Source organism: Bacillus sp. NEB1478 (genome assembly GCF_031582965.1).
Taxonomy (GTDB): Bacteria; Bacillota; Bacilli; order Bacillales; family Fictibacillaceae; genus Fictibacillus.
On sequence record NZ_CP134049.1, the window covers coordinates 1,144,953 to 1,158,933 of the forward strand.

Annotated in this window: 10 protein-coding genes and 1 other annotated feature; of the genes, 5 read left to right on the top strand and 5 right to left on the bottom strand. The window is 38.4% G+C overall.

Annotated features, from left to right (window positions below):
* Positions 1 to 12: 12 nt before the first annotated feature.
* On the bottom strand, positions 13 to 645 hold the full coding sequence (locus RGB74_RS05490) for a GNAT family N-acetyltransferase (RefSeq protein ID WP_310761993.1): 633 nt from the start codon (positions 643 to 645) through the stop codon (positions 13 to 15).
* A 157-nt stretch (positions 646 to 802) separates the two neighbouring features.
* On the opposite strand from RGB74_RS05490, the gene acsA reads away from it, so the two are divergent.
* On the top strand, positions 803 to 2,518 hold the full coding sequence (acsA, locus tag RGB74_RS05495) for an acetate--CoA ligase (RefSeq protein WP_310761994.1): 1,716 nt from the start codon (positions 803 to 805) through the stop codon (positions 2,516 to 2,518).
* Positions 2,519 to 2,549: 31 nt separating this feature from the next.
* On the opposite strand, the gene RGB74_RS05500 is transcribed toward acsA, so the two are convergent.
* On the bottom strand, positions 2,550 to 5,411 hold the full coding sequence (locus RGB74_RS05500) for a transglycosylase domain-containing protein (protein ID WP_396136050.1): 2,862 nt from the start codon (positions 5,409 to 5,411) through the stop codon (positions 2,550 to 2,552).
* Between the two features lie 121 nt (positions 5,412 to 5,532).
* Positions 5,533 to 5,763, top strand: a binding site (T-box leader).
* Positions 5,764 to 5,814: 51 nt separating this feature from the next.
* On the opposite strand from RGB74_RS05500, the gene tyrS reads away from it, so the two are divergent.
* The gene (tyrS, locus tag RGB74_RS05505) at positions 5,815 to 7,074 is read left to right on the top strand and encodes a tyrosine--tRNA ligase (RefSeq protein WP_310761996.1); all 1,260 of its coding nucleotides are present in this window, start codon (positions 5,815 to 5,817) and stop codon (positions 7,072 to 7,074) included.
* 379 nt (positions 7,075 to 7,453) lie between these two features.
* Here tyrS and rpsD read toward each other — a convergent pair whose 3' ends face one another.
* On the bottom strand, positions 7,454 to 8,056 hold the full coding sequence (gene rpsD / locus RGB74_RS05510) for a 30S ribosomal protein S4 (protein WP_310259669.1): 603 nt from the start codon (positions 8,054 to 8,056) through the stop codon (positions 7,454 to 7,456).
* Between the two features lie 346 nt (positions 8,057 to 8,402).
* On the opposite strand from rpsD, the gene megL reads away from it, so the two are divergent.
* Positions 8,403 to 9,581 carry a methionine gamma-lyase gene (megL, locus tag RGB74_RS05515; RefSeq protein WP_310761997.1) on the top strand — a complete coding sequence of 393 codons (1,179 nt, stop codon included), beginning with the start codon at positions 8,403 to 8,405 and terminating at the stop codon, positions 9,579 to 9,581.
* Positions 9,582 to 9,836: 255 nt separating this feature from the next.
* Here megL and RGB74_RS05520 read toward each other — a convergent pair whose 3' ends face one another.
* Positions 9,837 to 10,322, bottom strand: coding sequence for a GAF domain-containing protein (locus tag RGB74_RS05520; RefSeq protein WP_310761998.1), 486 nt, complete (start codon positions 10,320 to 10,322; stop codon positions 9,837 to 9,839).
* A gap of 150 nt (positions 10,323 to 10,472) precedes the next feature.
* On the opposite strand from RGB74_RS05520, the gene refZ reads away from it, so the two are divergent.
* Complete coding sequence (gene refZ, locus RGB74_RS05525) at positions 10,473 to 11,159, top strand: forespore capture DNA-binding protein RefZ (protein ID WP_310761999.1); 687 nt, start codon at positions 10,473 to 10,475, stop codon at positions 11,157 to 11,159.
* On the opposite strand, the gene hisJ is transcribed toward refZ, so the two are convergent.
* Positions 11,124 to 11,957 (bottom strand): histidinol-phosphatase HisJ, encoded by an 834-nt coding sequence (gene hisJ, locus RGB74_RS05530; protein WP_310762000.1) that lies wholly within the window; start codon positions 11,955 to 11,957, stop codon positions 11,124 to 11,126. The two genes, refZ and hisJ, sit on opposite strands and share 36 nt — an antisense overlap.
* A 223-nt stretch (positions 11,958 to 12,180) precedes the next feature.
* On the opposite strand from hisJ, the gene ezrA reads away from it, so the two are divergent.
* A complete protein-coding gene (ezrA, locus tag RGB74_RS05535; protein ID WP_310762001.1) occupies positions 12,181 to 13,872 on the top strand; it encodes a septation ring formation regulator EzrA in 1,692 nt (563 codons plus the stop codon).
* Positions 13,873 to 13,981 lie beyond the last annotated feature (109 nt).

Here is a 13,981-nt window from a genome sequence, read left to right on the forward strand (position 1 = left end):
TTATCTCTTTATTTAGTACATAAACCGATTTTTGAATCGAAGCTGGTCAAATTTTTGAACAGAATCCATGTCTATCCGTTTTCCTATGCGAACCATCAAGCAGTTTGCAGGGTGTGAACTGATTTCTGGGTCATCCGTTGCCATGTATTCAAGGTCACCAGCATTCATCATCTTTTCCATTACTTTACGATAATCCCAAACGGAGAGCTTAGTTCCTTTTAAATCCCAATGCCAATAATATTCAGTAGTAATGATAATGTAGTCCTCCATTGCATCATCCATCATGGAGACTTTTAATAGGTTTTTACCCACTTTAAAGTTTCGATATTCAGGAATGACCTCTATTGCTCCAAGTTCTAATAAGTTTTCCATTTTACCTTCAGACCATCTTTCGAGAGGGTCGGGATAAACGTATGTTACGTAGCCGATTACGGTTTCTTTGTTTCTTGCAATGAGGATTCTTCCCTCAGGCAGCCCTGCTATTTCTAGGATTGCTTTTTTTTGTTCATGTGCTGGCCTGAATGCTTGCAGGTGTTCATGGAAATGAAGGCTTTCCAGCGTTTCAGCAGATACTGGACCTTCAACTGTTATTGTTCCATGAGCAGTTTTTAAAGCTAAACAGTTGTATGTTTTTGAGTGTTTCATGTTTCACCGCCTTGAATTGTTTCCATCTCTATTATACATGATATCGAAAGGTTGTAAGGGGTTTCATCGTGTTTTTATTGATAGTTCTAATAACTTAAAAGATTTAGAAAATATGATATACTGAAAGAGATATTGAATAGGGAAGGAGATTTTTGCAATGAAACTGGAAGCGCTTCCGATAATTAAAGGTGATTTCAATTTACAAGACTATGAGGCAGCATATGGAGCATTTGATTGGAAAGACGTTGAAAAAGAATTCTCCTGGCATAAAACAGGGCGTGTCAATATGGCATATGAAGCAATTGACCGTCATGCTGTATCCCATAGAAAAAACAAAGTAGCACTTTATTTTTCAGATCAAAAAAGAGACGAAAAATACACATTCAAAGATATGAAAGAAATGTCTAATAAAGCAGGAAACATGCTTCGTCAATTAGGTGTAGAAAAAGGAGACCGTGTTTTTATTTTCATGCCTCGCTCTCCTGAATTGTATTTTGCTTTTTTAGGTGCAATAAAACTAGGTGCAATTGTTGGACCTCTTTTTGAAGCGTTTATGCAAGGTGCCGTAAAAGACAGACTAGAAGACAGTGAAGCAAAAGTACTTGTAACAACACCTGCTTTACTGGAACGTGTTCCTGTTGATGAACTGCCGAACTTAAAAAAGGTAATACTTGTAGGGGAAGATGTAAAAGAAGAAGGACTTTATGCGGATTATTACAGCCGTATGGATAAGTCCTCAAAAGACCTGGATATTGAGTGGGTGGATCGTGAAGACGGTCTTATTCTCCACTACACATCTGGTTCAACAGGCAAACCAAAAGGAGTGCTGCACGTTCATAATGCAATGCTGCAGCACTATCAAACATCTAAATGGGTGATCGATTTAAAAGAAGATGATGTGTATTGGTGTACAGCTGATCCAGGGTGGGTAACGGGTACGTCTTATGGCATCTTTGGCCCTTGGCTGAACGGAGCTGCAAGTGTGATCCGAGGAGGGCGATTCTCTCCTGAAGATTGGTACGGCACGATTGCAAAATATGGAGTAACAGTCTGGTACAGTGCACCAACAGCATTCAGAATGCTTATGGGTGCAGGAGATGAAGTCGTGAAACAATTCGATTTGTCTTCACTTCGCCATATTTTGAGTGTTGGAGAACCATTAAACCCTGAAGTGGTTAAATGGGGTATGAAGGTGTTCAACTTGCGTATTCATGATAATTGGTGGATGACAGAGACAGGCGGACAATTGATCAGCAATTATCCAGCATTGGAAATCAAACCTGGATCGATGGGCAAGCCGTTTCCGGGAGTTGAAGCTGCAATTATTGATGATCAGGATAATGTTTTGCCGCCATACAGAATGGGTAACTTGGCAATCAAAAAAGGCTGGCCGTCCATGATGCGTAAGATTTGGAATAACCCTGAGAAATATGATTCTTACTTTACTCCTGGAGGTTGGTACGTATCAGGAGATTCCGCTTATATGGATGAAGATGGCTACTTCTGGTTCCAAGGCAGGATTGATGATGTTATCATGACTTCTGGTGAACGGGTAGGACCTTTTGAGGTGGAAAGCAAGCTTGTTGAACATCCAGCTGTAGCAGAAGCGGGAGTTATCGGGAAACCTGATCCTGTTCGCGGTGAGATTATTAAAGCGTTTATTGCGCTTCGCTCTGGATATGAAGCAAGTGATGAACTTATTGAAGAAATCCGCAGTTTTGTTAAATCGGGTCTTGCAGCACACGCAGCACCACGTGAAATTGAATTCAAAGACAAGCTTCCAAAAACAAGAAGCGGTAAAATAATGAGACGTGTATTAAAAGCTTGGGAACTCGATCTTCCAACGGGTGATCTTTCTACAATGGAAGATTAATAAAATCATAAGCAAAACAAAAACCCTCGAATTAGTTCGAGGGTTTTTTGTTATCTTTTTTATTGCCTTGCGTTGTTGCTGGTGGTTTTGTGCCAGGCTCCGTTGGCGGAGGCGGTGGATCTGGTGGATCCTTTGGTTTATCACCGCCTCCATCAGTCGGAGGAGTTGGAGGTACAGGCGGTTCTGCAGGTTTTTCACCTACTTGAACCTTTGTTTGCGGTGCAGATTCTTTACCTGCTATATCAACCGCTGTCACATATACAACACCGTTTGGAACCTTGGCAGATGTTTTATCAGAGGTTACAGAACCGATCTTCTTAAACGATTTTCCGTCTGAAGAATGATAGATTCGATATCCGATCACATCGTTTTCTCCATGTGCGCTCCAAGAAAGAACACCGTCTGACATTTTTACTCCTGCAACTGGTGAAGGAGCTCTTCCGTTATCTTTTAATTCCTTTTCAGGAACTATGTTATTAAATAAATTCGTATCCTTCGTTAACTTGTTTAAGCTTTCAACACCAAGTTCCTTTAAGAACTCTTCTTTAATAAGTACACCTTCTTTTGTGAACTCCTCAGGTGTAGTCGGCAGTGCTTTATATTTCGTATCATTAACGAGTACATAACGTCCTTTTGTTAATGTATCATCCACTTCTCTAGGAGTGAATTTCGCATTAAACAAGTCAGAAGTTACTAACCCTGCACTTCGACAAAGATCCGAAGGCAATTTACCCGAGATTCCGCAAATCTCACGACGGACAATACCAGATGGCATAGCAAACCGTTTCTCAGGATCAATCAATTGCGGGGCATTCTTATAAGCTGCATTTATTAATTGGGCCCAAATGGTCTGGTTGCGCTGACCTGTATTTCCATAAAGGTCTGCAGGTGTGTCATAACCGATCCATACACCAAAAGTAACATTCGGATTTGTAGCAACAAACCATGAATCTTTATCTTCATTTGTTGTTCCTGACTTACCAGCCCAATCTGATTGGAAAGTTAATTTTCGAGGAACACCAGATCCCGTACCACCTGAACCTAATACCCCCCTCATCATATCAATAAGCAGGTAAGAAGTTTGAGGACTATATACAGAAACAGGTGTTGCCTTATGCTGGTAAAGTAGTTCTCCATCCTTTGTTTCAATACGATCAATCATATATGCGTCAACAAAATTACCGCCATTCGCAAACGTCGCAAATGCATTTACGTTTTCTTCAACTGTTACACCAACTTGCATACCGCCTATGGCTATAGCAGTGTTCGTGCGGTCATCTTGTGTAAGGTTACTAAAGCCCATCTGAATTAGCTTTTCTGTAGCTTTCACATGATCTACCCGCTGATAGGATTTAATTGCCGGGATATTTCTAGACTGTTTAAGTGCATCTCTTACAGAAATAAAGCCTTTAAATTTCCCATCAAAATTATTAGGACTCCATTCTCCAGAGTGAATTGGAGTATCAGCGATAATTGTACCCGGTTGTATTTTCCCCATTTCGGTGGCATACGAATAAGCAAGGAGCGGCTTCATCGTTGAACCGTTCTGTCTTGGTGCTCTCATCGCATGGTTCGTTTGTTCACGGTTAAAATCTCTTCCACCGACAAAGCTGATGATTTTACCTGATGAATTTTCAATTAAAGTCCCACCGACTTCTTCAGGCTGCGGTTTATCAAGTTTGATTCTTTTGCCATTAGAGTCATACACATACTGATTTTGTGGACCAAATAAATTATCATTCTTAACAACAACTTGCATGTCATCATAGATCTTTTGATTGATCGTTGTATGAATTTTTAATCCTTTTTGTCTGATCTGCGTTCTTGCATTATCTTGATATTCTTGTAATTCTTCTTTAGTCAAATCACTTAATTTTTTTCCGTCTTTTTTCGCTAAAAGTTCAGTTAGAATTTCTGTCGTTCTTCGCTGAACCTCAACAGTTATGTACGGGTATTTTTCAAAAGATGATTGCTTTCTAGTTGTTAAATTTTTGCCGATATCATATTTCATAGCCTCATCATATTCAGCTTGTGTGATTGCATGTGCAGACAGCATTCTGTTTAATACAGTCTTCATACGCCTCAAGCCAGGAGACAAGTCTTTCTTTTTTACGCCATCATTTGTAAATGGTGTATAAACGAAAGGGTTCTTAGGCAGCCCAGCTATGTATGCAGCTTGCGCCAAATTCAGATCTTTAGCATTTACGCCAAAAAGACCTTCAGAAGCTGCTTGAATTCCTGCTATATTACGGCCGGAAGAATTACGTCCATAAGGAACGATGTTTAAATAGGCTTCTAATATTTCGTCTTTTTTAAAGAACTTTTCAAGACGCATGGCAAGCAGTATTTCTTTTGCTTTTCTGTCAAACGAAACTTCATTCGTTAAGATTTGATTTTTTATTAATTGCTGTGTGAGTGTACTTCCGCCCGTTACGATCTGTGCACCGGAAAATTCTTGATACATTGCACGAAGAATGGCTTTTGGTACAACTCCGTCATGTTCATAAAAGTAACGGTCCTCGGTTGAAATAACGGCTTTTGTTACATAAGGTGAAACATCTTTTAGTTTAATTTCTTGTCTGTCCAGGTCTGCTTGAAGTTTTCCCATCAATTGGTCATTGTCAAAATAAACGGTGCTTGTTTCTTCATAGTTGTAAATGTCATTTTTCATTGAAGCAAATGCTCTGACTGGTTCATCCTTTACGAGTGAAGCGAAAAAGCCAGCGCCTACACCTGCTGCAAAAACACCGCATAAAATAACAAGTGAAGCAATTACTAAAAACATGTTCCAACTAACGTTATATGTAATTCGTGCTGTTCGAATAATCTTCTTTTTCCGCAAAAAGTGGACAAAATTCTCCCATTTTTGTCTAAGTCCATCAAAATGAGACATCATTTGGTATCCCCCCCGTTTATTAGTATAACATAAGGTCGGATTTTGAAATAAGGGTTTATTCGAACTGAATATTGACATGAAATTCGTCCTTGTGGTAAAAATAAGAGAATAAAATAAAGTGAAAGCTAAGATAGGAATAAGTAGCAGGTGTCTCCCTGTTTCAGAAAGCTGGTGGTCGATGCAAACCAGTACAAAGACATGTTGTGAATTACCTCCTGGAGCTGTCCTTGTGAACGGATCTTGAGTAGCAGGGAACGGATGAAACCGTTATGAAATGAAGTGAAAAGCTTATATTAATTATTAGCTTTTAATTAGGGTGGTACCGCGAGATTGTAATCACGTCCCTTTCCATGTGAAAGGGACTTTTTTTATTGTAAAAAAACTGAGAGGAAAGATTACGATGAACATTTTACAAGACTTGGAGTTCAGAGGGCTTCTGCATCAAGTAACAGATCGAGAAGGACTTGAAAAAGAACTTGAGAACGGAAAAGTGAAATTATACTGTGGGTTTGACCCGACAGCAGATAGTCTTCATATTGGGAACTTATTGGCGATTTTAACTTTAAAAAGATTTCAAGAAGCCGGTCATTCACCGCTTCCGCTGGTAGGTGGAGGAACAGGTCTTATTGGCGATCCGAGCGGACGTTCAATTGAAAGAACTTTAAATGAACAAGAAACGGTTGTTCAATGGACAGAAAAAATTAAAAGCCAACTTTCTAAACTTCTTGATTTTGAGTCTGAAACGAACCCGGCGAAGATGGTTAACAACTACGAGTGGCTGAGCCAGCTTACTGTTATTGAGTTTTTACGGGATGTAGGAAAAAACTTTTCCATCAATTACATGCTTGCAAAAGATTCTGTTGATTCACGATTAGAAGGCGGTATTTCTTTTACCGAATTTTCTTACATGATTCTTCAGGCCTACGATTTCTTAAACTTGTACAAACAAGAAGGATGCAAGCTTCAAATCGGCGGAAGCGATCAATGGGGTAACATTACTGCAGGGATGGAATTAATACGCCGATCTGGTGAAGAAGATAAAGCTTTCGGATTAACGATTCCTCTAATTACGAAAGCGGATGGAACAAAGTTTGGGAAGACAGCTACAGGTACTATCTGGCTTGATGCTGAGAAGACTACACCATACGAGTTCTACCAATTTTGGGTGAATGCAGCCGATGCGGATGTTATCAACTGGATAAAATACTTCACTTTCTTTTCTAAAGAAGAAATTGTGCAGCTTGAGCAATCACTTCAGCAAGCACCTGAAAAACGTGAGGCACAAAAAGCATTAGGCCGTGAAGTGACAACACTTGTTCATGGAGAAAAAGCATACCTTCAAGCAGTAAAAATTACAGAAGCGTTATTCAGCGGAAACCTTTCTGAACTAACTGCAGATGAAATCGAGCAAGGTTTCAAAGATGTTCCATCATTTACTGTAGAAAATCACGCAGATTTGAACCTAGTTGATCTTCTTGTTGAAGCGAAAGTTTCTCCTTCTAAACGCCAAGCAAGGGAAGATATCACAAATGGTGCTGTTTCTGTAAATGGAGAAAAGGTACAAGATCTTAGCTTTGTAATTGATGAAAAAGACCGTATTGAAAATCGTTTTGTTATTATTAGAAGAGGGAAGAAAAAGTACACGCTCATTAGATATTAAGAAGGATGACCCAAAGATGATTTATTAATCTTTGGGTTATTTTTTTGCTGAAAATTTGATAATTTCACGTTCCGTGGAATTATTTGAAATAACGTGGATAAACAGGGAGTTAACGTGGAATTATTGAAAATAACGTGGATATATTGGACATGACTGTGGAATTAAATAAAAATGATAGCTTTAAAAGAGTAAAAAGATAATCTTTCTGACGATCCTGTCCTGTTTTTTAAAAATATGGTGCAAAAGTGGAAAAATGGCTTCAAAATAACAAAAAAACGACTTGCAGGGGTTAATTTCTCTTTTTAGTCGTCCTCCTTAAATTTTCATTAAAACGCAAAAAAGGAAGATCCGAGTCGGATCTTCCTTTTTATTATGACGATTAACGAGAGTAGTACTCAACGATTAGCTGTTCAGTAATCTCAGCAGGAAGTTCAGAACGCTCTGGTAAGCGAGTGAATGTACCTTCCAATTTGTTTTCGTCAAATGTTAAGAAATCAGGTACGAAGTTGTTTACTTCGATCGCTTCTTTAAGAACATCAAGGTTGCGTGATTTTTCACGAACACCGATTACATCTCCAGCAGATAGACGGTAAGAAGCGATATCAACACGCTTTCCGTTTACTGTGATGTGACCGTGGTTTACTAATTGGCGAGAAGCACGACGAGTGCGAGCAAGACCAAGACGGTAAACTACGTTATCTAAACGAGCTTCTAATAGAGCCATGAAGTTTTCACCATGGATACCAGGCATTTTACCAGCATCGTTGAAAATGCGGCGGAATTGACGCTCGTTTACACCGTACATGAAACGAAGCTTTTGCTTCTCTTGTAGTTGTAAACCGTATTCAGAGATTTTTTTACGTTGTGTTGGACCATGTTGTCCTGGAGCGTATGGACGCTTAGAAAGTTCTTTACCAGTACCGCTTAGAGAGATTCCAAGACGACGTGATACTTTCCATGTAGAACCTGTATATCGAGCCATTATAGACTCCTCCTTCATCTGTTTGTTTTGTGTTAAAACAATCCAGTGACTATGACCTTTTCAAAAGCATATTTTATATGAAAAATACCTTCACTTCAGCAGCCATGAAGCTACGCGATATTCCAAGACCGATATGGATCAAGGTACAAAATATCAACTTATGATGGGCACAGTGCCGCTTATTTTACACAAAGAATAGTATAAACTTTTTTTAGCTGTTGTGTCAACAGTCTCATTGTTTTACGTGAATTTGACAGGGGCAATTTGTAAAACCATCACTAATCATATATGATAGTAGTAAAGAAAGCGCTTACATTTTTAAATTGTCCTAAAAGGAGCAGTCAAAATGGATACAAAACGCTTTGAAACAGAAGTTATTCACAAGGGGTATCATGCACTTCAGCATCATGGAAGTTTATCACCCCCTATTTTTCAAACATCCACGTTTGTTTTTGAAAATGCAGAAACTGGAGCTAAACGATTTGCTGGGGAAGAAGACGGATTTATTTATTCAAGACTAAGCAATCCAACTGTAGCCATGCTCGAGGAACGAATCGCATCGATGGAAAATGGAGAAAAGGGGCTTGCTTTTGGTTCAGGGATGGCTGCTGTCTCGGCAATACTGCTTGGACTGACGAAAACAGGGGATCATGTTCTCTGTTCTGAAGGGGTGTATGGCTGTACATTTGGACTTTTGAATTTAATGGAAGAAAAGTATCATATCACTCATAACTTCCATCCAATGAATGATGAGGATTCCTTGCGAACAGCAATAACGGATCATACTACCGTTATTTATGTAGAATCACCTATCAATCCAACGATGAAACTCGTTGATTTAGAAATGATAAGCAGAGTGGCAAAAGAATTTAAAATCCCAGTCGTTGTTGATAACACATTCTGTTCTCCTTATCTCCAGCGACCTCTCGATATAGGTTGTGATGTTGTTATTCATAGTGCAACAAAATATTTATGCGGCCATGGTGATGTAATCGGCGGTCTTGCTGTCGGAAAAAAAGAGCTGATGGGCCATTTGGCGATGACTACCCAAAAGGATATTGGCGGGGTTATGTCACCTTTTGATGCTTGGTTATTATTAAGGGGAATTAAAACATTGCCCGTACGCATGGACCGTCATTGTGATAATGCTGGTAAAATTGCAGCACTGTTAAAGGAACATCCTGCAGTTGAAACAGTTTTGTTCCCTGGTGATGAGGATTTTCCTCAATATGAACTTGCAAAGAAGCAGATGAGCAATGCTGGGGGATTAATCAGCTTTGAAATCAAAGGGAACAAAGAAACGGCTCAGAAGTTCATGAATTCACTGGAGTTAGTTAAAATTGCAGTTAGTTTAGGAGATGCTGAAACGCTTATACAGCACCCGAGTACAATGACGCATGCAGTAGTTCCTGAAGAAAATAGAATTCAGATGGGAATCAGTGATCGTCTATTGCGATTATCAGTCGGTTTAGAAGCGTGGGAAGACATTTGGGCTGATTTAGAAAAGTCATTGAACAAATTATAAAAAATGCACTGTGCCAAAAGCACAGTGCATTTTTGTTTTTAGCTGTTTTTGCAATCTTTGTTGCTTTTGAAAAGTTGATTTCCGTTTCAGGATGCCCGCTATCCCCGCAGGACAAAGAAAGAAACGGCCACAATACATCGCACGAAGAAAATGTGGTTTTCTTTTTCGAGGAGTCTCGGATCTAGCACTCCAATTTAACTTTATCTTCACCAAGCCTTCTTAAAACACCGCAGTCATTTGAAATGAACCAATGTTTTAAATAAATTGAAGCAGAATAGCCGCAAACTTCTCTAAGTTCTCTCGGTCCACTTCGTCAAAACGTTCTTTCTCAGGACTATCAATATCCAGCACTCCAAGCAATTTGCCCTCTTTAACAAGCGGTACAACAATCTCTGATTGTGAAGCGGCATCACAGGCAATATGACCAGGGAATTCATGCACGTCTTTAACAACAAGTGTTTCTTGATTTTGTGCTGCAGTTCCACAAACCCCTCTGCCAAGCGGAATTCTTACACACGCTGGCAATCCTTGGAATGGACCTAACACAAGCTGGTTTGTTTCTTCATCAAACGAATAAAATCCTACCCAATTTACCTGATCCAAAAATTGATTTAACAATGCGGAAGCGTTGGCTAAATTTGCTGTACTATTTGTTTCTCCTTCTAGCAGAGCGTGCAATTGTTTATTTAAAAGGGAATAAGCTTCGTTTCTGTCTGTGCTGTATTTTTCTGCTGTAAACATCACAATTCCTCCAAACCTGATAAAATGCACCTTTTATTTTATCAAATTATGTTGAACTATACATCCTAAAACCCTTATTTGTCGAGCGATTATTAAAGGTTTATGTCTGTCCTCCAAGAATTTTAAACTTATAAGAAGGATGGTGAAAAAATGAAGGCAGATCCGGTTGTAACAAAATTGAAAATTGCTGAAGCGGCCATTTCTCTGTTTACTAGCCAAGGATACAAAGGAACGACTGTAAGACAAATCGCAAAAAAGGCGAATGTGAACGTTGCCCTTATTTCCTATCATTATGGCGGGAAGAAGGGACTTTTAGAAAAGTTAATCACATCTTTTTTTGAAGGTTACATTAGAAAGGTGGAAATTGTTTATCATACTTCCAATTCTTCTACTGTTAAAGGAAGCTTTATAGAACTAGTGGAAGAATTATTATACTTTCAACAAACAAATCTCCCGCTTGCCCGATTTGTTTACCGTGAAATGACGTTGGATTCTACTTTAGTAAGAGAGTTAATGTCCACGTATCTGTTAAAAGAAAAATATTTCTTTCAAACATTGTTCGAAAAAGGAATGAAAAAGAAAGAGTTTAAAAAACAGTCTGTTGATTTTTTAACGCTTCAATTTAAAGATATGATGATGATGCCGTTTTTGCATCCTCAATACTTGACCGAGGTTTTTCACATCGCAACAGAGGGTGAACATTTCATTAAGTCTTACCGAAAATGGATGTTAAACTGGTTTGACAAATTTGTTTGTCAAGCAGAGAGAAAAAATTCTCTCCTCTCCGCTGTCCATACGCCTCTATTCGGATCTATTCAAGAAAAGTGGGGTAGCTAAATTTGCTGAAGCATTTATTGCATCGAAACCTTGACCGAGTCCCTTGACGGTATGGGCATCTGACCCGTATATAAGAGGGATTCTTCTTTTTTGTGCTTCTTTTATCACCCATAGAGGGGGATAAGGTTCCAGACAATAAGGTTTTGCAAGTCCTGCACCATTATAGTCTAATGACATTCCTCTATTTGAAATTTCATCTAAAATGATTTTCATTTCGGCAGAATAATTAAAGTCCACTGGAAATAATTGCTGGAACTTTTTAGCCAGTGTAATATGACCAATCCTTAAAGGCTGATTGTTTGTAAAAACATGTTTAACTGACAAGGTTACAGCATTAAAGTAGTTTTGATAAACGGCTGACAGACTGCCTGACTTCTTAACCATTTCGCCGAAAACGACTTCATCAAAATCCATGCAGTAAAAAGTCTCATTTAGTTTAAGAAAATGAACAGAAAGAATCGCATCATCAATTTCCGGCCAAACTTCACGAAGCAATTTATGCGTATCCTCTTCAAATCCTTCTATAAAATCTACTTCCAACCCTGTTTTGATTTCAATCTGGTTTTTATATTCTTTTTTTAGTTCGTGCAGTTTCTGAAAATATGCATTCAAATCTTGATATGCCATAGCACTGTCTTTGGCAGGAGCTGGATCATGGAAAGTTTTGGGCAAAGGGGCATGTTCAGTAAAAGTTATCCCTTTTAGACCAAGAGTTATAGCTCTTTCTATATACATTTCAAATGTGTCTGCTGAGCCGTGTGGGCAAAAGGGAGTATGCACATGTCCATCATAATACATCCTTTTTCCTCCTCTATTCGACAAAATCTTCATTAATTTGGAAAAAATTTATCAAATTATGCAACTTTTTTGCGTCAAATGTGTGTTTACATGTTATCATAAAAGCATTAAACTGCAATTTTATATGCAGAATAACCTATTTTCTCGATAGTGTAGAAGTTTACATCAAAAATACATATAACAATGAACTTAAAGAATAGAACCAGCAGAAAGGGTGCCTCTAATGATATACGTAGTCATTGCCATAGTTACATTCCTTGCATTGATCTTGTACGGGGCCATGTCACGGCGAAAAATTTATAAAGAGATTGACCGACTGGAAGCATGGAAAATGCAAATTATGAACCGTCCATTAACAGATGAAATTTCAAAAGTTAAAGGAATGGCGATGATCGGTGAAACGGAAGAAAAATTCGAAATGTGGCGCCAAGAGTGGGATGAAATGGTTACCACCCGTCTTCCTAATTTAGAAGAAGACCTCTTTGATTCTGAAGAGTACACAGATAAATATAGATTTAAGAAAGCTAGGACTGTGTTAAATGATGTGAACCGTTCATTAGAACGCATGGACGACAGAATGAAGGAAATCACATCTGAAATAAATGAATTAGTGACAAGCGAAGAACTAAACAGGGAAGAGATTGTCGAAGCGAAAGAAAAGCTGCAGGAGACGAAAAAATATTACCTTACTCATATTCGTGCTCTTGGTCAAACGGCAATTATTTTTGATAAGGAATTGGATGAGATCAAGGTTCTTTTTGAAACTTTTGAGGAATTGACGATTCAGGGAAGCCACTTGGAAGCACGACAGAAGCTTGTTGAGAGTTTAAACCGCATCACTGTATGTAAAACACAAATGGAAGGTGTGCCAGAGCTTCTCGTTATTTTACAAGCCGATATTCCAGGCAACTTAAAAGATTTAGGAACAGGTTTTGATGAAATGCAGGAGCAAGGTTATGTGCTGCATCATATTGGAATCGATAAAGAGCTGGAATCCCTAAAAGACTTGAACGAAAAAGCATTAGAAAAAGTGCTGGAGCTTGATTTGGAATCTGCGCAAAAAGATCTTGATGAATTGACTAATAAAATTGATCAGTTATATGAAATGCTCGAAAATGAAGTGCATTCTAAGCAATTTGTTATCAAACAGCGGGCTGTTTTTTTATCCACTATTGAAAATTTGCAGGATAGAATCGAAAATCTTAAGCAAGAAACAGAAGTCGTATCAAACAGCTACTTTATTGAACAAAATGAAGCTGAAATGCAAAAGAAAATTGAAAAGCTCTTCCATAAGCTTGAAAGCAGATTTATGATCATTCAAGAATCAATCGATGAAAAGAGAGAATCTTTCTCGGTGATCCGAGAGATGATGGATGAAATGCAAAAGCAAATGGAAGAATTGGAAAGATCCCAGAAGGTATACGAAGAAATGCTGCATAATCTTAGAAAAGATGAATTAGATACGAAACAAAGCTTAAAAGCCCTAAGGAAAAAACTTTTAGAAGCAAGACGTATGGTGCAAAAAAGCAATCTTCCTGGTCTGCCTGAACATTATTTGATTACCATTGGAAAAGCAGAAGAATATATCATTGAAGTATCTAAAAAGCTAGATGAGAAGCCTTTAGAAATGTCTGATGTTTCATATGTTTTGAACAAGGCACACGAAGCCGTTGATGAAGGTTATGAAGAAACTTCAGCAATGATAGAAAACGCGATATTAGCTGAAAAGCTTATCCAGTACGGAAATAGATTCAGAAGTTCAAATCAAACTGTTTCAATCCGATTAATTGAAGCGGAAATCGCTTTTAGAAATTACCAGTATGAAGATGCACTGCAAATTGCGGCAGACGCAATTGAACGAGTTCAGCCTGGTATACTTAAAGAGATGGAAATCAATTTAAAATCACATGTATAAAAACTGCCAGGATTTTTTCCTGCAGTTTTTTTACTGCGCAATAAAAAGAGTGCTGCAAACAAAGAATAATTACTAAAATGGTTTGTATGCCACAGCATTTATATTATGG

Excerpts from the sequence above, each read along its gene's own strand:
- tyrS (WP_310761996.1), top strand. The coding sequence starts at position 5,815 with ATGAACATTTTACAAGACTTGGAGTTCAGAGGGCTTCTGCATCAAGTA.
- acsA (WP_310761994.1), top strand. The coding sequence starts at position 803 with ATGAAACTGGAAGCGCTTCCGATAATTAAAGGTGATTTCAATTTACAA.
- RGB74_RS05520 (WP_310761998.1), bottom strand. The coding sequence starts at position 10,322 with ATGTTTACAGCAGAAAAATACAGCACAGACAGAAACGAAGCTTATTCC.
- rpsD (WP_310259669.1), bottom strand. The coding sequence starts at position 8,056 with ATGGCTCGATATACAGGTTCTACATGGAAAGTATCACGTCGTCTTGGA.
- hisJ (WP_310762000.1), bottom strand. The coding sequence starts at position 11,957 with ATGTATTATGATGGACATGTGCATACTCCCTTTTGCCCACACGGCTCA.
- RGB74_RS05500 (WP_396136050.1), bottom strand. The coding sequence starts at position 5,411 with ATGTCTCATTTTGATGGACTTAGACAAAAATGGGAGAATTTTGTCCAC.
- refZ (WP_310761999.1), top strand. The coding sequence starts at position 10,473 with ATGAAGGCAGATCCGGTTGTAACAAAATTGAAAATTGCTGAAGCGGCC.
- megL (WP_310761997.1), top strand. The coding sequence starts at position 8,403 with ATGGATACAAAACGCTTTGAAACAGAAGTTATTCACAAGGGGTATCAT.
- ezrA (WP_310762001.1), top strand. The coding sequence starts at position 12,181 with ATGATATACGTAGTCATTGCCATAGTTACATTCCTTGCATTGATCTTG.
- RGB74_RS05490 (WP_310761993.1), bottom strand. The coding sequence starts at position 645 with ATGAAACACTCAAAAACATACAACTGTTTAGCTTTAAAAACTGCTCAT.